Source organism: Candidatus Tisiphia endosymbiont of Piscicola geometra (assembly GCF_964026415.1).
Taxonomy (GTDB): domain Bacteria; phylum Pseudomonadota; class Alphaproteobacteria; order Rickettsiales; family Rickettsiaceae; genus Tisiphia.
Map to the genome: position 1 here is coordinate 411950 of NZ_OZ032144.1, position 24401 is coordinate 436350.

The window sequence follows — 24401 nt, forward strand, 5'->3', positions numbered from 1 at the left end:
TATTATTAAGCTGCTTAATCTTAACTTCTTGTGGATTAAAAAAACCATTAGAAAACCCACCTTCAGAAAATCCAATTGCACAAGATTGTTGCGGAGGATGTGAAAACTAAAAACATTAATATCTTTTTAAAGTTCGTCCCGGCATTACTACGTCAAATTCGTACGTTTTAATGCCATCTAGTGCAGTGAACAAAACATGACTAACTTCTCCGCAATTTTCTAAATTAGCTCTTGAATCAGATAAATATAGCTTTGTTTGTAGCTGTCCAAGAACTAGGTGGTCGACTCTAATGTTTACATTAGATGTTTTACGCAAAATTCCACTAGGATATATAGTAATAAAATAAAATTCTCCTTTATTATTAGTAGTAGCAATGCCAGATCCGGTAAAACTTGATTTACTTACAAGGTTTAGCATCTTTTTATTGATACGAGTACGAAGTGGTATGTATGGATATTTTCCGTCACTTCCAACCTGCCATAAATATATTTTTGCATCTGCTACTGGAACGCAATCTTGGTCTAATAATCTACCCTTTACTATAATTTTTGTACCACGATAGACTGCTTGTTGTCCTGTCTTTCTAAGTAAGTTATTGGATAATTGGAATTCTTCCGGTTCGTAATCATTCATTGCACTCTTACTGATCTTACAACAATTAAGCTTATTAGGGTAAAACTTAGATTCACTGGCTATAGCAATAGTGGAATACAAACAGATTAAAAATAACAAATTTTTCATTTTTTACCATTTATGTTTAATAACTTACCCCATTTGGGATAAGAATTAGTTCATTCTTATCCCAAATTCACGTAACTTCTATTAGAAGATGGATATTCTACATTTTCTTATAGAGATTTAAATTATCGTATCCTTTATTCTTTTACAACTATATTAACCTCAGTTTTGGATTAAAATTAAAAATTTTAATCCAAAACTGGCTATAATATCAGAAAAATACATTCTTGAAGCACTTACTATAAATACATTTTAATCTATTATCGCTAATAAAATATTTAACAATCAGGCGTCAAACCGCTTTAAGCCTGATTGTTTACATTCTCATTCCAATTTCGGATTAATAAAATTAATCCGAAATTGAGGTTACATTATATTTATTTTGTTAATTTAAAGAACAGGGCTATCCTTTACATCACGTGGTTCTTATGGTACACTAAAGCTAAACTACTTGAAATAGTAAAAAAATAAAATCATTTATGAAAACACACTTAAAACAAACTATTATTGGCACAATGTCAGCTTTATTTCTTTTTCCAACTGCCACAATTGCAAAGAATAGAGACTATCCCAAAACTGTGCAAGAAAGAAAGATGGATGAAATGGGGTCAATAGTTGGAGGAGAAGGCTTGGTGTTTAGACCAAGTAGAATCAAAAATGAATCTACCAAAACTGTAGGCTGTAACGTTAATAAATATTTATGGCAAGCTTCTATAGAAACTTTAAGTTTTGTGCCTCTTGCTTCAACCGATTCAGTCGGTGGAGTCATTATTACTGAATGGTATAGTCCAAAAGGACAAACAAATTTTCGATTTAAAATAAATATTTTTATTAAAGATAACGTTATTAGTCCGGATGCCATCCAAGTAAAAATATTTGAACAAACACTTAAAAATGGTAATTGGCTAGACAATCATACTACTTCGGACCTAGCTAATAGCATAGAAGATAAAATTTTAAGAAAATCTAGAGAATTATATATTAGTGCTGAAAGAAAAGAATGATATACTTGCTACAATAAGGATAGTTTACGATACAAATTATGAGAGATATTGAAAAGAAATGGCAAAGAATTTGGCTTGAGGAAAAAGCTTTTGCTGCAACAAACGATAGCGACAAGCCTAAATATTATGTACTTGAAATGTTACCCTACCCTTCTGGAAAGATTCATGTCGGGCATTTACGTAACTATTCTATCGGAGATTGCATAGCTCGTTTTATGAAATCGCAAGGCTATAACGTATTACATCCTATGGGTTGGGATGCTTTCGGCTTGCCAGCAGAGAATGCTGCCATTAACAATAACTCTAATCCTAAAGATTGGACTTATTCAAACATCGCAACTATGCGAGATCAGCTAAAATCCATTGGCTTTTCATATGATTGGTCACGAGAAATAACAACTTGTGATCCGGATTATTATAAGCATGAACAAAAATTCTTTTTAGAACTCTATGAGAGAGGCTTAGCTTATCAAAAAGAATCTTTGGTCAATTGGGATCCTGTGGATAATACTGTGTTAGCTAACGAGCAAGTAGTAGATGGTCGTGGATGGCGTTCAGGCGCTTTAGTTGAGAAGAAATATTTAAAACAATGGTTTTTAAAAATAACTAATTATGCTGAGGAGCTATTAAATGAAATTTCGAAATTGGATTTTTGGCCTGATTCTGTTAAATCTATGCAGGAAAAATGGATAGGCAAATCGGAAGGAGTAAATTTTAGTTTTAAAATTAAAGATCATCAAGCTAGTATTGAAGTATTTTCTACTAGACTAGAAACTATCTTTGGAGCAAGCTTTGTTGCGATAGCCTATAATCACCCAATAATTGAGCAATTAGTAGATAAAAATGATGCTATAATATCTTTCATTGAAAAATGTTCGCAATTAGACACTAATGTTGTAGTAGATAAAGCTGAAAAAGAAGGGGTATTTACTGACCTTTTTGCTATTCACCCATTTGATCCTACAATTATTATTCCTGTGATAATAACAAATTTTGTACTAATGGATTATGGGACTGGAGCAGTTTTTGGATGCCCAGCCCATGATGAAAGAGATCATGCATTAGCCAAGAAAATGGGATTACCAATAAAGCAAGTAGTAATTAATAAGGATGTTCCAATAGACGTACACTCGGAATCTTACACTGGTGATGGTATCATGATCAACTCAGATTTTTTGAATAATCTTGCTATCCAAGATGCTAAACAAAAATCTATAGAAGAACTTGAAAAACGTGGTTTAGGCAAACGTACCATTAACTACCGCCTGAAAGACTGGGGAGTGTCTAGGCAAAGATTTTGGGGCTGCCCTATTCCGATAATATATTGTTTGACTTGTGGAATCACACCAGTACCTAAAGAACAATTGCCTATAACCCTGCCAAACGATGTTACATTTGATGGCCATGGCAATCCTCTTGATTCACACCCTACTTGGAAACATACTAATTGCCCAAAATGTCAGAAACCAGCTATTCGTGAAACTGACACGTTAGATACATTTTTTGAGTCTTCTTGGTATTTTACCCGTTATTGTAATGTAGATGCAAAAGATATGACTGACAAACAAGCCTGTGATTATTGGTTACCTGTTGATCAGTATATTGGTGGAATTGAACATGCAGTAATGCATCTTCTTTATGCAAGGTTTTTCACTAAAGTAATGAACGAACAAGGCTATCTTAATATTCGTGAACCCTTTACTAGTTTGCTGACTCAAGGTATGGTGTTACATGCTACCTATAAAGACGCCAATAATAATTGGTTGTATCCAAATGAGGTAACAAAACAATCTAATAAGTGGGTTCATAAGAATACAGGGGAAGAAGTATTTCAAGGGCGAATAGAAAAAATGAGTAAATCCAAAAAGAATGTCGTGGATTTAGAGTCAATATTGACCAACCATAGTGCTGATGCTATTAGGCTATTTGTTCTCTCCGATAGTCCGCCAGAGAAAGATTTTGAATGGTCGGCAAATGGTCTTGAAGGGTGCAGCCGTTTTATCAGTAAGTTAGAAAATATGGCTGAGATACTAATTAATAGTGAAATAACGGGGGGTGCTAATAATAAACTAACAAAGATTATCCATTACACTATCAAACATGTTACCGAAGAAATAAGAGATTTTAAGCTAAATAAAGCCATAGCAAGGATGCGGGAACTATTTAATGCTTTGTCAGATGAAATATCTAGGGGCAAGGAAGCCAATATTACTAGCGTTAAAGAGGGGTTTAGTATCTTGATTAAGTTACTTAACCCATTTATTCCACATATTACAGAGGAAATTTGGCAAAAATTAGGCAATAAGGAAAGATTATATCAAACTTCTTGGCCTTCTTTCAACGAATCATTCTTAGAACTAGAATCTTATACTATGGCTATCCAAATTAATGGTAAACTGAGGGCTACGCACGAATTTGCTAATGTAACGAGCAATATTGAAATTCAGAATATGGTAATGCAATTACCCGAGATACAGAAACATTTAAGCGGTAAAGAGCCTAAGAAAATTATCATAATACCCTCGAAAATAGTAAATATCGTGGTGTGAATAAGGATGAAAGAAAATGTTAATAAAAGATGCTACTGTTAAAACACCGAAACAAAAAGAATCTGCGTTAGACAGTACGCTTGTTTCGTTATTTGCCGGTGCAGGTGGTATGGATATTGGTTTTGCAAAAGCTGGGTTCAAGACAATTTGGGCAAATGAATATGACAAAACAATTGCTCCTTCTTATCAAAACTACTTTCCTGAATCAAAGTTTGATGGGCGTTCTATTTTGGATATTCCAAATGAAGATATTCCATTTGGTGCAACGGGTGTCATTGGTGGCCCGCCATGTCAATCATGGTCAGAAGCTGGTGCTAGGCGTGGAATTGACGATTTAAGAGGTCAATTATTTCATGAATATATAAGGATTATTAGACATGTACAACCAAAGTTTTTTGTTGCAGAAAATGTTCATGGAATAATCCATTCAAGAAATATTAAATCCTTTATGAATATCATAGATATGTTCAAAAAAGAAAACTATGAGGTTAGTTGGAAATTGTTAAAAGCAAGTGACTATGGTGTGGCACAAGATCGAGAGCGTGTTTTTATAATTGGCTATCACAAATCTTTGAACAAAAAATTTGAGTTTCCTAAACCTTTGGGAAACAAAGTTACTTTAAAACAGGTGATAGGTGACCTAGCTGATCTAAAAGTTGGAACAACTAGAAAAGTTAAAAATCATGAGCTAATTGATTCTGGTTATTCCCCAATTTTTATGTCGAGAAATCGAGTGCGAGGTTGGGATGAGCAATCATTTACTATTTTAGCAACAGATAGGCATATTCCATTTCATCCACAAGCTCCTAAAATGATAAAAGTTGACGGACAAGAGTTGAGAAAGTTCGCAATCTTAAAAACTTAGGTAAATGGTCATCAACTGAAAAAGATACCGAAATAGCTCTTGAAACAATCTTGTGTAAAAGAGATAAAAATGGTCAAAAGCTTCCCTTGAATAAAATAGTAATAGATGAGGCTCTTAATTACCTTACTAATACTTTTGAGATGCCAGCAGAAATACTAGTAAATAAACAATTTGCTATCAAAACTTATGAATCAAGTAAAAAAGATACCCCTACTAAAACTTTACTACTTAACAGCTTTTACCTAAATGATCTAATTAAAGCTAGTAGTTTAATTCAAAAGCCAAATGTTCAAACAAACCTCTTGCAGTATTTAGGTGTGAATATCCCATTAAAGCGTTATAATATCCTAGATACTTCTGTTTTACAAAATATTCTTTCTCCCAAAAACATTCCTACAGCAAGGTGGCCTGGATTAGGACGATATCCTTTAGTATTACTTCAACAGGCTGTAGTTAATTTATCCATGACTGAACTAAAAGACAGTGGAATTCTTGCAATTAATGGACCACCAGGAACAGGAAAAACAACTTTATTACGTGATATTGTTGCAAAATTAGTTACAGAGCGAGCAGAAGCGTTACTGAAGTTTGCTGATCCTGAAAAAGCTTTTACCGATTCAGGACACAAAATAAAAACGGGACAGAGTTGGTTAAATTTTTATAAATTAGATAAGAGTCTAAAAGGTTTTGAAATATTAATTGCATCTTCTAACAATAAGGCTGTTGAAAATATTAGTGCTGAATTACCTAGTTTAAAAGCTATTGCAAACGATGCGAATGATTTGCGTTATTTTACAGTTCTATCTGATTTAGTATTTGGATGCAAAAGTTGGGGTTTGATTTCAGCAGTACTTGGAAATATTGCTAATTGTAATAATTTTAGTAAAAATTTTTGGTGGAATAATGATCTTGGGCTTTTAACATATTTAGCAGAAGCAAGCGGAATACCACAGATATTTGAAATTACAGAACCAAAAACCGGCAAAATCCTTGAACGTAGAAAACCGAGAATTATTGAAGAAAGTGATCCCCCACATAATCATAGTGATGCTTTAAGACGTTGGAGACAAGCTAGTACAGATTTTAAACATGTATTACAAGCAAGCCGAACTAGACTTGCTGAATTACAGGAAATAAAAAATCTAGTTCAAGATTTAGCAAATCTAGAAAGCGAATCAGAACAGGGGCAAACGTTAGAAGAACTTTTATTAGAACATTATAAATCAAAACCACATGTTATTTGGCGTATTCTAAATACTCCTTCATTTCGTGCTTGGCAAAAAGAAGGGCAAAGGATCGCCCATAAAGAAAGCCAAAAGCTTGTTCATTTTGATCATGTAAAAAGAACTGTACCTAGATTTTCTAACAAACTTGGATCTCATTTTATTGATAATAATTTATTTTCAAAATCCCATGAAGAAAGGCATATAGTTTCCCCATGGTGTGACACGCAAACACAATCCTTACGCGATGAGGTATTTATTTCTGCTATAAAGCTGCATAAAGCTTTTATAGATGCAGCAGCAAAACCTTTACGTCACAATCTTGGAGTTCTGATGAGAAATTTTGGTGGCTCTTCTAGTGAAATGGATAAAAAAACCGTGGAACTTTTGCCAGATTTATGGTCATCTTTTTTCCTTGTAGTACCTAGTGTATCAACAACTTTTGCATCTGTAGGAAGAATGTTAAAGGATCTCCCTACAAATTCTCTTGGATGGCTTCTTATTGACGAAGCTGGGCAGGCTTTACCGCAAGCCGCTGTAGGAGCTATAATGAGAACAAAACGTGCTATAGTTACGGGTGATCCTTTACAGATAGAACCAGTGGTTACGTTGCCTAACAATTTAACAAAAAGTATCTGTGAACAATTTTTGGTAGACCCAAATCGTTTTAATGCACCAAAAGCATCAGTTCAAACCCTATCAGATACTGTAACTTCATATTTTTCGGAATTTAATACCGAAGACGGAATTCGTTTAGTCGGTGTACCTTTATTGGTTCATAGGCGTTGTGCAGATCCTATGTTTAGTATTTCCAATGCAATTGCCTACGGAAATTCAATGGTACAAGCAAAGAGTCCCAACAATTCTCCAATACGTAACTGTCTTGGTCCTTCTATGTGGTTTGATGTTCAAGGTCAAGCACTAGATACATGGTGTCTAGAAGAAGGAAAAAAGGTAGTTGAACTATTATATAAATTAAAGAGTGCCTCAATATTCCCAAACCTATATATTATAAGCCCTTTTAAACTTGTTGCAGGTAATTTACGCAAAATTATAAAAGATCATCATGTTTTAGATTCTTGGATAACTACGGATACGAATCTTTGGCTTAATGAACGAATTGGAACAATACACACTGTACAAGGACGAGAAGCTGAAGCAGTAATTCTAGTATTAGGGACTCAAGCACCAAACCAAAATAAAACTCGGATATGGGCAGGTAAATCTCCTAATATCTTAAATGTGGCAGTTACACGTGCTAAAGAAGTTATCTATGTTATAGGAAATAAGAGTTTATGGAAAGAAACAGGAGTATTCAGAGAACTAGACTGCAGAATAGATTGATGTGTTCAGCCCATCAGCTTCAACTTGTTGCTAATTGATAGTTGTTTTTAACGTTTGATTTTAGATTTTTAGATTTAAATGCTGTGTGACTCTGCACAAAAACTTTTCTGTTACTTTTCTATTGGTTTTCTATTGCTCTTACACCAAAGTTGCCGAAATACGACCACAAAAAAACTATCAATTCTTTAAACAAAAAAATAGGCAAGACGAAATCGATCATTAATATAGAAACCTTCACAACCTAAAAATTAAGTTGAATATAAACTATTAACAAGCTAATATGCAAGGTACTAAAAATTAGATACAATATTAGATAAAATAAAATGATTACTATTACTTTTCCAGATAGAACGCAAAAACAATTTGAAAAAAATATTACGGGATTGGAGATAGCTAGTCAAATTTCTACTTCTCTAGCAAAGAATGCTTTGGTTGTTGAAGTAAATAACGAGCTAAAGGACTTAAGTTTACCTATAGAATCTGATTGTAATTTGAGGATTCTAACCTATAAAGATTCTGAATGTTTAGAGGTAATACGCCATGATGCTGCTCATATAACGGCAGAAGCAGTTAAAGAATTATTTCCAAATGTCCAAGTGACCATAGGTCCAGCTATCGAAAATGGCTTTTTTTATGATTTTGCTAAAGATAAACCGTTTACCCCGGAAGATTTAGTGATGATAGAAGCAAAAATGCATGAAATCGTCAAGAGAAACGAAAATATCACTAGAGAAGTATGGAATCGCGATCAAGCCATAGAATTCTTTAAGTCAATAGGTGAGCATTATAAAGCCGAGATAATTTCAGAGATTCCAGCAAGTGAGGAGATTACATTATACCGCCAAGGTAACTTTGTTGATCTTTGCCGTGGTCCGCATAGCCCGTCAACTGGCTTCATCAAACATTTTAAACTAATGAAAGTGGCTGGAGCGTATTGGCGTGGTGATAGTAAAAATCCTATGTTACAAAGAATCTATGGGACAGCTTGGGCAACAAAAGAACAGTTAGACAACTACCTTTATATGATTGAAGAGGCAGAAAAGCGTGATCATAGAAAATTAGGTCGAGAGCTTGGATTGTTTCACTTTCAGGAAGAAGCTCAAGGTATGGTATTTTGGCATGATAAAGGTTGGAGTATATATCGCATTATCGAGCAATATATCAGAAATAAAATCAGAAAAACTGGATATATCGAGGTGAAAACTCCTGTGCTTGTTGATAAAAGCCTGTGGGAAGCTTCTGGTCACTGGGAAAAATTTAGGGAGGACATGTTTGCTCTAAATCTTGCTGATGATAAAACATTAGCCATGAAACCAATGAATTGCCCATGTCATGTGCAGATTTTTAAGCAGGGTATCAAAAGTTATCGAGACTTACCACTACGTATGTCTGAATTTGGTTTATGTCATAGAAATGAAGCATCTGGTGCATTGCATGGTCTGATGAGAGTAAAGGCTTTTCGACAAGATGATGCACATATTTTTTGTACTGAGGAACAAATTAACAGTGAGACAGTAAAATTTTGTGGTCTCTTAACCGAGATTTATAAAGATTTTGGTTTTTCTGATATTAAAATTAAATTCTCAGATCGTCCTAAAGTACGGGCTGGCAGCGATGAAGTTTGGGATAAAGCAGAAAATGCTCTGAAAGAAGCAGTAAAAGAAGCCGGTTATTCTTACATATTAAATCCCGGTGATGGTGCATTTTATGGACCAAAACTAGATTTTTGCCTTAAAGACTCAATAGGTAGAGAATGGCAATGTGGTACTCTACAAGTTGATTTTGTCTTACCAGAACGTCTTGATGCTTACTATATTGCAGCGAACGGTGAGAAAAAAATACCCGTAATGTTGCATAGAGCTGTGCTTGGTTCTTTTGAACGGTTCATTGGCATATTAATTGAAGAATATGCTGGACGTTTTCCTTTATGGTTAGCCCCTGTACAAGTAGCTATTGCCACCATTACAAGTGACTTAAATGACTATGCATTGGAAGTACACAAATTGTTGATTAGTGAAAGAATACGGTCAGATGTCGATATTTCGCCTGAAAAGATTAATTATAAAATACGCTATTTTTCTAATAATAAAGTACCTATAATAGCCGTTGTTGGTAAACAAGAAATGCTAAATAATACTGTGACTATAAGACAACTAGGATCAGATCAGCAGGAAATTATTTCTCTACAAAATCTAGTAAAGCTTGTAAAAGATCAGAATATTCGCTATTTAACATAAATACGCGAATTTGGGATAAGAATTTGTCAATTCTTATCCCAGGGGTATAATGGAAGCAACTGTGTCGTACGTGTAAAAAGTACACAAAAACACAACAATAACTAATAACAATTTTTATGGAGAAAATATCATTTCTGGAATTAAGAATAGTAATTTTCCGAAGGCTAATAGGGAAATTAGGGCTAGTCAAGTTCGTTTAGTCGATGAGAATGGTGAGATGCTTGGCATCGTTAGCATCAAGAATGCTCTAGAACAAGCTGAAAAAGCTGGTTTAGATTTGGTAGAAATTTCACCAAATGCCGAACCACCTGTTTGTAAGATTTTGGATTTTGGTAAATTTAAATATGAGAGTAAAAAGCGTGTCCAAGACAGTAGGAAAAAACAAAGGGTTGTTGTCCTTAAAGAAATGAAGTTTAAGCCAAACATTAGTCAAGGTGATTTTAATGTGAAACTTCGCAAGATCAAAGATTTTTTGAAGGAAGGTGACAAAGTAAAAATTTCTCTATGGTTTAAAGGCAGAGAGATTATCCATAACGATATTGGTATGAAGTTATTTGACCGCATATCGTTAGAACTAGAGGGCTTAGCTAAGATTGATTCCGCTCCTAAAATGGAAGGTAAACAGATAATTATGTTAGTCAGCCCTGATCCAAGTAAAATACCAACTAATTAGAACTATTTATGCCAATTAAAATTCTAATGCCTGCTTTATCTCCAACTATGACTGAAGGAAATATTGCAAAATGGCTTAAAAAAGAAGGGGATAAAGTTGTTCCAGGAGATGTTGTAGCAGAAATAGAAACAGATAAAGCTACTATGGAAGTGGAAGCTGTAGAAGAGGGAATTTTTGCTAAAATAATTGTGCCGCAAGGTACAGACAATGTGCCGGTGGGTTCGCTTATCGCTGTATTACTTGAAGATGGTGAAGATGCAAACTTATTGGATAGTTTTATAGCAAGTAGTGATAATTCTGCTAAACCATCTACAGGAGCAGTAATATCTATAGAAGAAACTAAGCCGGTTAAGTACGATCAGCAACCACAAACAATGAATGTGAAAGCTTTAGGCAGGATATATGCTTCGCCTTTGGCTAAAAGACTAGCTGCTATTGATAATATCGATCTGTCAAATATTCAAGGTAGTGGACCTCATGGCAGAATAATAAAAAAAGATGTGTTATCATACTTAGTGCAACCAACAAATAGTGGTAAGATTAGGGCGGTGAACAGAAATCACGAGGAGTACAGATCAGTCCCCAATAATAATATCCGTAAAATCATCGCTAAACGTTTGCTTGAATCCAAACAAACCATCCCACATTTCTATCTCTCAATAGAATGTAACATGGATAAGTTATTGGACATTAGAGAAGATATAAATAAATCACTTGTAGAAGAGAGGAAAATTAAAATTACAGTTAATGATTTTGTTATTTTAGCAGTGGCAAAAGCTTTAAAAGCTGTACCGGAAGCAAATGTTAGCTGGGATGAGTCTGCTATTCGGTATTATAATAATGTTGATGTATCGGTTGCTGTGGCAATTGATAATGGTCTTATAACGCCTATAGTCAGAAATGCCGAACAAAAAGATATAATTACATTATCGCAAGAATTACAAACTCTTATAAAAAAGGCTCGAGATAATAAACTAACTCCTGAAGAATTTCAGGGTGGAAGTTTTTCTGTCTCTAACTTAGGTATGTACGGTATTAAGAACTTCAGTGCTATAATAAATCCGCCACAAAGCTGTATCCTAGCAATAGGAGCAAGCTCAAAACGTGCAATAGTTGAAAATAATCAGATAAAAGTCGCTACTATCATGGATGTTACTCTTTCTTCTGATCATAGAGTCGTTGACGGTGCTGTTGGAGCTAAATTTTTAGCTTCATTTAAAAAATTTATGGAGAGTCCTGTGTTAATGCTCATATAACGTTTGATTGACAGCCTACCCTCACCATAACTTAAAACTTAAATCATAGAATAAATTATGAGTTTTTCCGATAATCTAGCAAAAATCTTGAATAAACATGAAGAATTATCGAAAAAGTTGGCCACTGGTATAGTCGGAGATGAGTTTATAAAAGCATCGAAGGAATATGCCGAGCTAGAGCCTATTGTTCAAACAATTAATGAATATAATAAATCTGTATCTGAATTGCATGACATCAAAGAGATGGCTCAAGAAGCAAATTTGGACAATGATACACAGACGATGATATATGATGAGGTGCATCGTTTAGAGATACTGATGCCTAAATTAGAAAGGGCAGTAAAACTCTCTTTGTTGCCAAAAGATGAAGCTGATAAAAAAAATGCTATTATTGAGGTAAGAGCTGGTAGTGGTGGAGAAGAAGCAGCGTTATTTGCTGCAACTTTATTTAATATGTATCACAGATACGCCGAATTAAAAAGCTGGCGTTTTGAAATATTATCAATCTCAGATACTGGTATTGGTGGGTATAAAGAAGCGTCAGCACTAATTCAAGGACGAGATGTGTTTTCCAAACTTAAATTCGAATCAGGTGTACACCGAGTACAAAGAGTTCCTGAGACTGAGTCAAGTGGGAGAATACATACTTCTGCGGCTACCGTTGCTGTCTTACCTGAAGCAGAAGATGTAGACATTAAGATCGATGACAAAGATTTACGAATTGATACATATCGGGCATCGGGTGCTGGCGGACAACATGTCAATACCACCGAATCAGCCGTAAGGATTACCCATTTACCAACTGGTATTGTTGTTGCCTTACAAGATGAAAAATCACAGCATAAAAATAAAGCTAAGGCTATGAAAATTCTTCGTTCTAGAGTTTATGAAGCAGAGCGATATAAAAAAGATATGGAAAGAGCCGAAGTGCGTAAAGGTCAAGTTGGTTCTGGTGATAGGTCAGAAAGAATTCGCACCTATAACTTTCCACAAGGTCGAGTTTCTGACCATAGAATTAACTTAACTCTTTATAAAATAGAAGATATTGTAAAAAACGGGCAATTAGATGACTTTATTGAAGCTTTGATATCGGCTGATGAAGCAAGAAAACTTTCAGAAGTTTAGGTTATATACAATGCAAATCTTATATTTTTTAAAGGCTACACCATTTTGGGTATACTTATTATTTGGTTACTTAATTTTTAGAGGGATTAGAGCAACTAAGCAAACAGTTATATTGCCATCAAGATTATTTATTGCTCCTGTTATTTTCTTGTTACTTTATATAAAAGGATTTTCTAATAATGTACAAGACTTAATATTATTTTGTATATTGCTAATTATCTCAATTATTATTAATTGGCGATTTTGTGACAAACCTCTTATACAGGTTAATAATAATTAAATAATTATTCCAGGTTCATGGCAACCTCTTATATTGATACTTATCATTTTTTCAATAAAATATTTTTTTGGATATATGAGAGCTGTAAATCTAGAACTAGCCCCAAAATATAAAATAATGGAATTAATAATATCAAGTTGGGTGCTGGGGATCATGTTTTTTAAAGCAATATATTGTTATAGCTATGCAAACAAAATAAATAATCAGAAAAATTGGACCAAAAAGTCCTAAATTAATTAAAACTTTTTCAAGTGTTATAAAATTTTTACTAGACTTAGAAAGCTAATAATTATATAAACCTTAACGACCATTATAAAAGGGCCTGTAGTTCAGTTGGTTAGAACCCACCGCTCATAACGGTGTTGTCGCAGGTTCAAGTCCTGCCGGGCCCACCATTCTTCGATTTTAGTGCATTTCACGAATGTATCAAATGGTGAACGTAGCATAAAGTCTAGCTTTCCGTCTTTTAATTCTAGGTTACCAAACACTAAATTTATCAATTTACGTTTTCTCTCAATAGTAGCACCTTTGAAGGCTACGAACCCTCCAGAAGCCAGTTCTACTAGGTTAATCAAGAGTTCTGAAAATTTATCATCAGCATTTGTATGATTCTCTATTTCTCTAATAATATCTTTACGTTTTTGTATTAATTGTTTATGTTTTGCTTCATAAGTATTTTTGTCAATATCACCATCTAAAAATAAATCAGTCAATTTATCCACACGTGTCGTAATCTTTGCATGTTCACAATTAAGTTCCTTAATACGTTGTTGATAATATTCTTGCTCCGCATTGACACCGCTTTTAATATGTGATATCACATTAGCTAACACCTGTGGTTTCAAATGCATAGATTCAAAGACTTTTTCTACTTCTTCTAATACTTTTTCTTCTTTTACGTATATTATCTTATTAGAATTAGTGGAATCCCAAGTTCGTAAATATGTCCATTCTCCAATCTGACAATTAATGTAGGTTTTCTTTTTAGTAGCAGCAGTGACTATTCGGTCAGTAGCAGCACATTTTATTAACCCCCTAAATATATACTCTTTTCCTCCATATTTAAACGGTTTTTTATTCCAACCAAGGCGTATTGCTTGACAAGCATCAAATAACTCCTTACTAATGATTGGTGGATAAATATGCGGGTATTCTTTTTTAGTTTTTAGTACTCGCATTACTCCGTAATAAAATGGATTGGTAATAATAGAATGAAGATGAGAATGACACAAATAACCTTGATGACGATACTGGACTGAAAAATCAAGACAAAAAAAATAATAATTTTGTTTCCCATTTTTGCATTTTTCAAGCTGCAATTTGTTCATAATTTTGCATAGAATTTAGATAGACATTCATGGGCTTTTTGTAACCAATACTTGAATGAAATCTTCTATAATTATAGTGATTGATGTAATCATCAATACCACGCTCTAGCTCTTTAACATCTTTAAAATCATTAATAAATATACAATTATATTTTAAAGTTCGGAAAAATCTCTCCATTATTATATTATCAATACTTCTTCCTTTACCATTCATCGAAACTTTAATGTTATGCTCTTGTAAAATTTCAATGTGTTCATGACTAGTATATTGACTGCCCTGATCACTATTAAATATCTGCGGTGCAGGATATTTGTTAAGTGCATCCCGCAATACTTCAGTTACCAAACTTACATCCATACTATTTGACAATTTATAACTCAACACAGCTCTACTATGCCAATCTATAATTGCCGCCATGTACATAAATCCCGAATTAGTTCGAACATAAGGGTGAGTAGACTGAAGCATTGCAGCTTCAGCCCCTCTCAGAACGGTGCGTGAACCTCTCAGCTCACACCGCTCCCACCATTTTAGCCTTTGGATATATTCCTAATTTCCAATGTATAAAAGCTTCAGGATTAAGATTTGCTAATCTATTTAGATATTCTCTTGCACGTCTTTTATGCCATGCAAGTTTCTTATATTTTCTTCTAACCCACCGCTCCAAATACCAATTCAGGTGCTTCCATATGTTGTGCATTGCCGATGGATAAAACTGCCCATAATAGTTATACCAACCTCTTAACTCAGCTTTAAACATTTCCGAAAGTTCAGATAAGGACTTGTCATTCTTAAGCTGAATGTGCCAACTCCTTATGGTTTGTATGATTGCTTTCTTAGAGTTATTACTTATCGCAGGTAAGAAATTTGGATGAACCATGCCTTGTTTGTTTACACATCTTCTTGGTCTAAAACTATATCCGAGAAAGTCAAAGCTGATTCGTTCATATTCATCACGACGATTATTGTCCTTACAATATATAATACCCGACTTATCAGGATGTATCGTAAGGCCACATTCCTGGAATCGTTGTCTAATAACTTGTAACACATATTCTGCCTGTTCTTGACTCTGACAATGGAGTAAACCATCATCAGCATAACGACAAAATGCTACACTTGGCATTTCTCTTCTTACCCATGCATCAAATACATAATGTAAAAATAAATTTGCTAATATTGGACTTATCACTCCTCCTTGAGGTGTTCCCTTATCGCGCATAATAATATTTCCATCTTTATCTTGCAATGGTGCTTTAAGCCACCTTTGTACGTAAAGTAGTACCCATTTGCACTTACAATGTTTCTCCAATGCTTTCATTAATAGTTTGTGATCGATATTATCAAACAAACCTTTGATATCAAATTCAACAACAAAGTCATATTTCCAGCATCTTGCTCTTGTAACTGCTATGGCATCATGTGCAGATTTCTTTGGGCGATAACCATATGAATCTTCGTCAAATATGGACTCAACTAATGGCTCAAGTACCATCTTCACTACAGTTTGTGCTATTCTATCCGAAATAGTTGGAATCCCAAGGATTCGTTCTCCACCTGATTTCTTTGGAATAGGCACAGCTTTTACTGCAGGAGGAAAATAGCTGCCTGAGGACATACGATTCCATATCTTATACAAATTATCTTTTAGGTTTCGCTCAAATTCTTCCATAGTTTGTTGTTCAACTCCTGCTGCACCTTTATTATTCTTAACACATTGGTATGCTTGCCATACATATTGCTTAGAAATTTCAAAAGGCTTTACTGTCTTCATAAGCTCCTCCTAAATAAATTTAGTTGACACTGTGATGAACAGCTAAAATGGTCAGACACCTTCACTCCATTGCCATTACAGCAACTTCATCATTACTACATGTCTGTCCGCCCCTGTGTATACGCATCAGTACTATCAGCCTCACGGTTTTATTTCCGCTTGTACCTTTCCTTTAACATCGTTGCACAGGTTCCCGTGTTCAGCTTGAAAGCCTTGACTTAAGCTCACGCCACCTCTATGCCGGATGCCACCTAGCCAGTAAACAGGTTCCCGCTAAATTTATCCCAAAGCAACATCACCTCCTTGGTTTTGACATCATCTGAAGCACTTTCGACACTTGAACGGTGGTTCACTGTTGTTCGTCTTCTTAAGTCTATACCTGACACCTCAAGGATGCCTTTTCTGCATCGCTCACGACAATGCCCTTAAACAATTGCCGCATGCAGTGGTTTGCAGCCTATTCCTGTAAATCGACTGCGAAGGACCTACCTTCATCTCTCAAGCCTCTTGGCACGGCACACTGATATCTCCGCTCCAAACCTCGTTAGCGTTAGGTACGTGTACAGTCCTAGTTGTACCTAGATTAGTCCAATATTTATCAAGCAAATAACTATAAATTTTATGCTGTTTATCTTTTCCAAATGTTAACTTTTTCCTCTTTGGATAAATAGCCTCTATGCCAATCATATTCATATATTTTAGAACCCGATCCTTACCAATAAACAAGCCATCTTCTAATAATTGTCTATGGATATAACGATAACCAAATTCAGGATTATCAGTATATATTTCATCTATTTTATTTAAAATATTTAAGTTATACCCACTAAATGGTTTTGCTTTATAGTACATTGAAGAACGATTAATCTTTAATAATTCATATTGCCTTGTCTTTGGTAACATTGCTAGCTTGAAATCGACAAGTTCTTTTCTATTTGATAAGTCCAAGCTTTGTAGCTTTCCCACAGCCCAATCTCTCTCTACTATTGTTTTTCCAAGCGTTTTCGCTAATTCATCATTTTGTTCTTTCAGCATATTAATTTGTTCCTGATATTTACTTACCAGTTTTGCTGGTTCAAAAGCCAATGCTGCATTTGATATAAATTGTTTCTTCCAATTACTAATTGTCTTGGAGTTTATCTCATATTTTGATGCTATCACTGATAATGGACTCTCTTCTTTCAGCACTTCTAATACTATCCTAGTTTTTTCTTCAGCACTAAAAACTCTTGCTTTTTCTTTTGTCATTTTTCCTCCTAATTTTTTCTTATTATTTTATCTTAATTAGGAAACTTTTTACTCTATTTTCTTGTCCATTTTCTTCAGTCCATTATATCTATTTATGTCATTTATGGGTCTAGCATGTCCTACACCAGCTATTACAGTACCTTGTTCTTGTGATGCTAGTTTTGCATAAAGAGCTGCTAATTCACGAGAGGTACCAGAAATCATAGGTTTAGTACCTACTATCTCTTGTATTATAGCATTACTCTCAAATTCAGCCAATCCCAAATCACCAACTTCGGATAGTATCGATGCTGTAGGCTTAATTTCCAGTGGGATTGGTTTGGTTGGGACATTCTCACCAAGCCCAGTAGATATTTCACTAGCTCCAGCCACACTCCTTAAAATGCTACCTTCGGCAGCTGCCCCTTTAAAAGCATTAATAACTTCACCACCCGCGAGCTTTGCAACCTTACCTACTCCACCTAAAATACCACAATCTCCAACAAATTCTGTTGCTATTTTTGCTCCGCGTGGCAATTTATTGTAGTTCTTTGCTGCATTTTCATATGCATCGTTAGACAATACAGATTTTGCAACACCCTTAGCTACATCCTTGACCCCATCAACTACACCACCAACAACCGTACCTACAGCTAGCAATGTTTCCAGCCCACCTTCCACACATGATATCCCATAAGCAAGATTACTGCCTGCCAATTCTATTGCCTCTCCAGCTTGTGCTATACCTTTAATTATTTGGTTGTTAGCATATTTATTATTTGGATTATCAAAATACTCAGAAATATTTCGATCAGTATCTGCAGTGGTTTTACGTCCCTCCATTGGTGCAACAAGTCTAGGTATAGACCCCATATCCCCACCGATAGCATAAGCTTGCTGCATTAATGTATTATCCTTGCTTTTACTAGCGGCAAGCAAGTGTGCCACGCCTTCTTCAGTCCATTTAAACTCGCTTGGGTCAGCAGTTGCCTTGTTGCTAGGTATTACATCTTTGGGGACAGTAATGGATGGTACGGGTTTTCCTAATAATTCTGGTGGTAGAACTATCTCACCACTACCAACTGTGTTAAAGCTATAGATAGGTTGCCCACCTGATGCCGAGCCACTTGGTGATTTTGGGTTAATGCTTAACATATTTTTTTGTGGCGGATTTATTTGCAGTACATTGTTTAGGTAATTGAGAGTATCTAGAGACATTGGTACTTTTGGTGGCTGAATGATAGAGGTAGTTAACAAAGAATATCTGTCATAATCTAACGACTCAATGTCATCCTTCCTGCGAAGAATGGAATCTACCGTACCTAATTGTCTAGATGTTCCTTGTGCTGACTCCTCACCTGTGCCGAAAAGACGTTTATCTAGTTTCTGCGGCTGCCCGATGGTTAGTCCAGGCTGAACATTAGTGTTGTGCGGATCAAGTTTTAAAGCATGCTCTCTATTGCTGTTCTTATTTTTACCATGCATCATTATAGTGCCATCATCATCACCAGCTGCTATTGCTACTCTTTTTGAACCAGCTAGATTTATCACTTTATGACCATTTCGGCTTTGTATGTCTCTTATAGCATCATTCAAACGATAAGAATCGCCAAGAAGTGTATCACTGATTTTGTCAGATAAAGATACTTGATGCATTCCTTCCTGTATTATCGGATTAGCTAGCTGATGTTGGTAATGACCCATCAAACTCTTACTAACCAGTGCTGATTGTTGAGTAATTAAATGATTAATCGCTGATTTGTAATCTTTCGCACTACTTGCAATCATTCTACTGGCAAATGAGCTGATTTTAGCTCGATATTTTTCACCTACTCCAAGTTGGTTTTGCTTAATAATTTCTACCGCATTTGAGCAAAACTGATTATTGTTGATTGCCCCAATTCGTTCTAATGTTTTTACTATATCAGCAGCATCATCCATAGAGATTAGAGGGTTTGAGGAACTATATAGTAGCTCAACTAGGCTAGGCAGATTACTCTCAATATAGCGTATTTTCTCTTCTAAACTCTGGCAAAAACTATCGGCAAAATCTTGTAGCTTTGACACATCATATGCCGTATTAGTTGTTCTAGCTGCGTAAGCCACTACTTTGACTGTAGTATAATTACTATGACTTAAACTAGTTAATAGCTTGCTGGCAATCTCACCAATAATATTGCGTTTACTGGTCAATATATCTGCTACTCCTTGATTAATGGCATTTTGCCCCTTAGCATTATGATTGAAATCATCGACCATCATGATGTGACTTATGCTGCGTACCATGTACTCAGATAATAGGCAATTGCTGATTTTGTTGTTAACAATATCACGTATTTCATCTTTAAATTCGTTAACTGCTGCTTTAGAGAGACCTGTTGCGGCGTAATCAAGACCAATATTCACTACAGTCTTTATGGCAGATTCTTTTATAGCTTTCTTGACTAGTTCCTGAGTTGTTAGTTTTTTTACTTCTTCTTTGACCCCTATTTTTATTCCTTCTTTAGTCAGCGTTTTAGTTGCACCAAGTTTACCAGCTAGATTCTCACATCCCATCATCGCTAAGGTTACTGCTAAAGTAATGCCTTTTTCAGTCCAATAATTACTCCAGTTAAAATGTCCCGATTGAATAGCGTTTATTGATTTATATAAATCCTGCAGCCCTTCGGTAATAAAAGCTACGCCCCATTTATAGTTACCAGCAACGACACATAATGCTCCAACAAAAATTTGAGCCACACCAAGTGCCGCAACTAACAAGCCATCAAATATCGATGATTCTGGTTCAACTGTATCCAACTCAAATAATTGCAGAATACCAAACATGTTGAGTTCAAGAATCTCATCATCTGGTACGTCGCTAGTAAATAAGTCTGGCAATAATATTCGATTGGAAACTTGGGTAACACAACCATTCTTACAATTTTCAATGGTCTTGGCAGCTGATTCAATATAGTTAATCTGCTCTTTTAGCAGATTGATTTTGGTTCGTATTTGCTTAGATAATTCGCTATCTGGCTTATGATTTGAGATTACTTGGATAGATACTAATCCTGGAATAATAACTGATTCAATTTGAGCTTTAGCCACCATTAAATCAGAATAAGCACTTGCCTGCCAGCTAGTATCAAATTTACCACTTTGCATCGATAAAGTATAACCTTGACTGATTTTGGCATAAGCTCTGTTGTAATAACCAGCAAAACTATAGGATGCATCCAGATTAATCGCCATATCAAATAAATCGTTCGATTGTTGATAGCGATTACCCTCACCAAGTTTGTTAACGCCTTCCCTAACCAAATAGGCTGGATTCCGCATGATACTATGGCCATTAGAATATTGTACCCTCATCTCGGCTTTGAAGTTGTTTAGTTCCCTAAAGGCATATTCCTCTATAGCACTGTTACAACCAGTCTTCTCTAATTTTCTACATTGCTCACTAATTTGCTGTAGCTTAATCCCCCATAATTCTTCTAATTGAGCTAATTTAAATTCATTATCATTGCTATTCCGCAACTCATTAGTGAATTTACAAAAATCGCTAAATAGTCTATCATTCCTTCGAATCTTATCTGCTCCGCTAGTCTTGACTTTCTCTAATTTATTATGTTCAATGACATCACGTAAATTCTTTAGGTCTGTGATATTATCAATACAATTAGCTTCTGAGCCAAATTTTGTCTCAAGTTCTGATTGATCAATGATTAGTTGACCACTGCCATGGTTACCTTGCCTCGATGTTCTACCAAAAGCTTGCTCTTCTACCCGCAAGTTATCTGGTAAGAATGTCAGGCAAACATGTAACCCTCCAGCAGCTTCAACTTCTTTAGTAGTTCTAACATCAGTACCTCTACCAGCTAAATTAGTCGCGATAATAACTTGTCCAGCCTCAATACTAGTTCCAACGGCTAAATATTCATCATTATCATTTCTTGAGTAAAGTTTAATTTTATTGCTTGGATAACCAAATTTCAGCAAATTCTCTTTGACTTTGTATACATCGCTAATTGTTTGGCAAATGACCAATACAGCTCTACTTTTGCTAGTTTCTTCAATAATAGAATTACCGATTTTGGCTAACCATTCTTCTGAGTTATGTGCTAATATTCCAGTTAGTTCAACAAATTGTTTTGGCTTATAAGTTGGTACAACAGCTAAATCAACTGGATAGATTGAGCTGAGCAAATCTTGGGCATCGTGTGAACCTAATGTACCAGTCATACCATAGATTTTACAACCATAACGCAGAAAATACTCCATATTTGAGATAAAACAGGTAGTGAAGTTTTCAGCCGTCAATCTTAAAACATGTTTTAACTGCAAGAATTGCTGTAGACCATTTTGCCAACTTGTTTTATCCTGTACAATGCCAGTATTGTAGTAATCTACTGGTGCTATAACTGAATAACCAGATTTGTCTTTAATAACATAATCTTTGTTCTCCGTCATATTCTTAGCATTAATCGCTGCCTTTGCCCAGTTCTCTATTTGGCTTATAGCAAACTCTTGTAAATATTCAGGAATGAAAACTGATTTTTGTTCGATTATTTGACGAATATAATACTCAATATGTTCTGTGCAAAATAAACTAGCATCATTAATTGGATATGCTACCGACTCTTCACCATCCTCGTTATTAAATAATGTTAGCTCGCCATTCTCATATTTAAAAGCTCCTTGAATAAAGTAATGTGATTGTTGTTCTGCCGAATATATTAAATGATTATCTAGTCGTCCTAACTCTGACCAGATGGCAGCTAGTAAAGTCTCTAAATATTCCATACCAGCTATATGACCAGCTAACCTCACTAGCTTGCTATTATCGTCAATCAGCATTGAATCTACTTCATCGATGATCACACTGTTAAAAGGTCTACCTCCTCTAGTCTGGTAAGCTTTATACTCATCTCTTAATAAGTCAGCTTGAAAATTAGCAACATCTCCATAAACTACATTAGCTGAGTAACAATACCGAGGAAGTTTACCTTTCTCTTCACCAGTATTATGATCAACTTTTAAATTAAACATGGCAAAAAATTCTTTTCTCTCTAAGGCATCTCTTTGAGCTAGAACTTGCGAACTAGTGATAATATCAACTTCCTCTCCTCTTAAAGCTAAAACTACGGCTAACATGGCACTAGTAGTTGATTTACCTTCACCAGTAGCTACTTGAATTAAGCACCCTTTATCTGGTTGATGTAATAGCAACATTAAAACAGATAAAATTTGGGCAAGACGTGGATCGTTATTGGTGTCTATCAGATTGGCTCTTTTAATCACTGCCATCATCTCAGGCAAAAAATTATCATCTACTGCTTTACTGTGGTTTTGCAGTAAATTATTAGACCAATTAGTAATATCATCTCTTTGCCATTGGCTGATCTTCTTACCTAATGGAGTTAAATTAGAATCATGATCATAGGCAGATAAAATTTCAAGAAATTTAGTCTCTAATAGTTTATTAGTCAGTAGAGAATCTGCTATTGTCGGATTATTTTTATTAAGAGTTTCTATCTCGCCTAAAAAGCTTTCTAAATCTTTCTCTTGACTTAAATTCTCAGTACTCAGATTATCAGGTTGTTGGTTGACACCTTCAGTAGAGGTATCATATTCTGTTAATTCACTATTAGATTGTTGTTGCTTTAATCTATCAATAAAGTTTAAACAATAATTAATATCATCTTTAGTTTGTCTATTTTGTAAGAATATAGGCGATGAACTTACTAAACTGTCTAATATATTATTTTGTAATTTAATCCCTCTCCCTAAACTAATCTTTAATATCTTCAAGCTTTTGCCGGCGATAGATTGATTTTCATCCTGAAGATTATTACTTGAATAATCAAACCAACCAAGCTCTGATATATTGTTAGCTATTTGTCGCTCTAAAATTCTTAAACCAGCTTCACGATCTTTCAAAGCAGCATAATGGTTGCCACTTACCTTACTGAACTCATCTAATATTTTACTTGCTATCGGTTTGCCAGCATTCGCAACATTTTCTAAGATTTTATAAATCCAGCATTTTGTTTCATTGTCTCCGGTCAATAATATTTGATGTAAACCTTCAAAATTAGTAATCAAATCCTGTGGTCTATTCGCCAGAATTCTCATACTTAAATTTCCACGTTCCCCAGTATCATCTAATAATTGATTCAAATGAGAGATTGTTGAATTTTGTAAGTGCATTATGTTTTTACAATCAGCCGATCTATTTAATACATGTAATGCAGAATCCTTCAATGCTGGGATATATAATGCTTTTTCTATCGCCTGAATATTTTGAAAAGGATAGCCAGACAATATAAACCTATTCATTATTATTTTTTGAATCGTTATATTTTCATCGTCTAGATGATAATCTAATTTTGCCATTAATGATGAGTGATCTTGACTGGCAATAGACAGAACTCTAGCTGAATTAACACGGGTAGTTGCTTCAATATTTGTATCTTCGAACAGGTGACTAAAAATATTAATAACTGGTAAGGATAATTTACTTCCATTTTTGACAGACTCTAATATATTGCTGCTGGCTAATTGCCTTTTAACTGGATCTAATAATTCTCTTTCTTCTATGGATAAACCAGCATAAGGATTCTCTATTACCCCATTATCAATTGCTGCGTTATTACAATCAGTAACAAGTATAGTTGATTCAGTAATATTTAAAGGTAATATTCCTATTACTTCTGCACTTTCTCCTTCATGGTTTGTTACTGCTGTGCCTTGTAAACTATTTGGCATAGTTAAAATTAATATTTCTGAAGTTA

General features: G+C 34.8%; 13 protein-coding genes, 1 tRNA gene and 3 pseudogenes. 11 read left to right on the forward strand and 6 right to left on the reverse strand.

Features of this window, described 5'->3' with window-relative positions; all coding sequences use genetic code 11:
* Window positions 1-115: 115 nt before the first annotated feature.
* A complete protein-coding gene (locus AAGD26_RS01980; protein WP_341752012.1) occupies window positions 116-742 on the reverse strand; it encodes a dioxygenase in 627 nt (208 codons plus the stop codon).
* Window positions 743-1218: 476 nt separating this feature from the next.
* Between AAGD26_RS01980 and AAGD26_RS01985 the strand changes: the two genes are divergently transcribed.
* The 11 genes and pseudogenes from AAGD26_RS01985 to AAGD26_RS02030 all read left to right on the forward strand — a co-directional run bounded on the left by AAGD26_RS01985 (window position 1219) and on the right by AAGD26_RS02030 (window position 13690).
* Complete coding sequence (locus AAGD26_RS01985; protein ID WP_375332339.1) at window positions 1219-1743, forward strand: DUF3576 domain-containing protein; 525 nt, start codon at window positions 1219-1221, stop codon at window positions 1741-1743.
* 38 nt (window positions 1744-1781) lie between these two features.
* Window positions 1782-4292 (forward strand): leucine--tRNA ligase, encoded by a 2511-nt coding sequence (gene leuS / locus AAGD26_RS01990; RefSeq protein ID WP_341752013.1) that lies wholly within the window; start codon window positions 1782-1784, stop codon window positions 4290-4292.
* Between the two features lie 16 nt (window positions 4293-4308).
* Window positions 4309-5157: a DNA cytosine methyltransferase gene (locus AAGD26_RS01995; protein WP_341752014.1), complete on the forward strand. Its 849-nt coding sequence runs from the start codon at window positions 4309-4311 to the stop codon at window positions 5155-5157.
* A gap of 491 nt (window positions 5158-5648) precedes the next feature.
* A pseudogene (locus tag AAGD26_RS07260) lies at window positions 5649-5762 on the forward strand (AAA family ATPase); the annotation flags it as partial.
* A 1416-nt stretch (window positions 5763-7178) separates the two neighbouring features.
* Entirely contained in the window at window positions 7179-7724 is a 546-nt protein-coding gene (locus tag AAGD26_RS07265) for an AAA domain-containing protein (RefSeq protein ID WP_410520630.1), read from the forward strand.
* Window positions 7725-8047: 323 nt separating this feature from the next.
* Window positions 8048-9961 carry a threonine--tRNA ligase gene (gene thrS / locus AAGD26_RS02005; protein ID WP_341752016.1) on the forward strand — a complete coding sequence of 638 codons (1914 nt, stop codon included), beginning with the start codon at window positions 8048-8050 and terminating at the stop codon, window positions 9959-9961.
* 217 nt (window positions 9962-10178) lie between these two features.
* On the forward strand, window positions 10179-10634 hold the full coding sequence (infC, locus tag AAGD26_RS02010; RefSeq protein ID WP_341752017.1) for a translation initiation factor IF-3: 456 nt from the start codon (window positions 10179-10181) through the stop codon (window positions 10632-10634).
* 8 nt (window positions 10635-10642) lie between these two features.
* The gene (locus tag AAGD26_RS02015; protein WP_341752018.1) at window positions 10643-11890 is read left to right on the forward strand and encodes a pyruvate dehydrogenase complex dihydrolipoamide acetyltransferase; all 1248 of its coding nucleotides are present in this window, start codon (window positions 10643-10645) and stop codon (window positions 11888-11890) included.
* A gap of 57 nt (window positions 11891-11947) precedes the next feature.
* On the forward strand, window positions 11948-13015 hold the full coding sequence (gene prfA, locus AAGD26_RS02020; RefSeq protein WP_341752019.1) for a peptide chain release factor 1: 1068 nt from the start codon (window positions 11948-11950) through the stop codon (window positions 13013-13015).
* A gap of 10 nt (window positions 13016-13025) precedes the next feature.
* On the forward strand, window positions 13026-13295 hold the full coding sequence (locus AAGD26_RS02025; protein ID WP_341752020.1) for a hypothetical protein: 270 nt from the start codon (window positions 13026-13028) through the stop codon (window positions 13293-13295).
* A 318-nt stretch (window positions 13296-13613) separates the two neighbouring features.
* Window positions 13614-13690 (forward strand) — tRNA-Ile (locus tag AAGD26_RS02030).
* A gap of 753 nt (window positions 13691-14443) precedes the next feature.
* On the opposite strand, the pseudogene AAGD26_RS07270 reads toward AAGD26_RS02030, so the two are convergent.
* The 5 genes and pseudogenes from AAGD26_RS07270 to AAGD26_RS02050 all read right to left on the reverse strand — a co-directional run.
* Window positions 14444-14623 (reverse strand): annotated as a pseudogene (locus tag AAGD26_RS07270) (hypothetical protein); the annotation flags it as partial.
* Window positions 14604-15071: pseudogene (locus AAGD26_RS02035) on the reverse strand (IS3 family transposase); the annotation flags it as partial. The pseudogenes AAGD26_RS02035 and AAGD26_RS07270, both read right to left, overlap by 20 nt.
* 64 nt (window positions 15072-15135) lie before the next feature.
* Entirely contained in the window at window positions 15136-16398 is a 1263-nt protein-coding gene (gene ltrA, locus AAGD26_RS02040; RefSeq protein ID WP_341751141.1) for a group II intron reverse transcriptase/maturase, read from the reverse strand.
* Window positions 16399-16896: 498 nt separating this feature from the next.
* On the reverse strand, window positions 16897-17646 hold the full coding sequence (locus tag AAGD26_RS02045) for an IS3 family transposase (RefSeq protein ID WP_341751142.1): 750 nt from the start codon (window positions 17644-17646) through the stop codon (window positions 16897-16899).
* Between the two features lie 48 nt (window positions 17647-17694).
* The gene (locus tag AAGD26_RS02050) at window positions 17695-24375 is read right to left on the reverse strand and encodes a hypothetical protein (protein WP_341752021.1); all 6681 of its coding nucleotides are present in this window, start codon (window positions 24373-24375) and stop codon (window positions 17695-17697) included.
* Window positions 24376-24401 lie beyond the last annotated feature (26 nt).

What these genes read in the sequence shown, in the direction of transcription:
- AAGD26_RS01980 (WP_341752012.1), bottom strand. Translation starts at nt 742, where the DNA reads ATGAAAAATTTGTTATTTTTAATCTGTTTGTATTCCACTATTGCTATA.
- AAGD26_RS02025 (WP_341752020.1), top strand. Translation starts at nt 13,026, where the DNA reads ATGCAAATCTTATATTTTTTAAAGGCTACACCATTTTGGGTATACTTA.
- prfA (WP_341752019.1), top strand. Translation starts at nt 11,948, where the DNA reads ATGAGTTTTTCCGATAATCTAGCAAAAATCTTGAATAAACATGAAGAA.
- AAGD26_RS01985 (WP_375332339.1), top strand. Translation starts at nt 1,219, where the DNA reads ATGAAAACACACTTAAAACAAACTATTATTGGCACAATGTCAGCTTTA.
- leuS (WP_341752013.1), top strand. Translation starts at nt 1,782, where the DNA reads ATGAGAGATATTGAAAAGAAATGGCAAAGAATTTGGCTTGAGGAAAAA.
- ltrA (WP_341751141.1), bottom strand. Translation starts at nt 16,398, where the DNA reads ATGAAGACAGTAAAGCCTTTTGAAATTTCTAAGCAATATGTATGGCAA.
- AAGD26_RS02045 (WP_341751142.1), bottom strand. Translation starts at nt 17,646, where the DNA reads ATGACAAAAGAAAAAGCAAGAGTTTTTAGTGCTGAAGAAAAAACTAGG.
- AAGD26_RS07265 (WP_410520630.1), top strand. Translation starts at nt 7,179, where the DNA reads ATGTTTAGTATTTCCAATGCAATTGCCTACGGAAATTCAATGGTACAA.
- AAGD26_RS02050 (WP_341752021.1), bottom strand. Translation starts at nt 24,375, where the DNA reads ATGCCAAATAGTTTACAAGGCACAGCAGTAACAAACCATGAAGGAGAA.
- AAGD26_RS01995 (WP_341752014.1), top strand. Translation starts at nt 4,309, where the DNA reads ATGTTAATAAAAGATGCTACTGTTAAAACACCGAAACAAAAAGAATCT.
- thrS (WP_341752016.1), top strand. Translation starts at nt 8,048, where the DNA reads ATGATTACTATTACTTTTCCAGATAGAACGCAAAAACAATTTGAAAAA.
- AAGD26_RS02015 (WP_341752018.1), top strand. Translation starts at nt 10,643, where the DNA reads ATGCCAATTAAAATTCTAATGCCTGCTTTATCTCCAACTATGACTGAA.
- infC (WP_341752017.1), top strand. Translation starts at nt 10,179, where the DNA reads ATGCTTGGCATCGTTAGCATCAAGAATGCTCTAGAACAAGCTGAAAAA.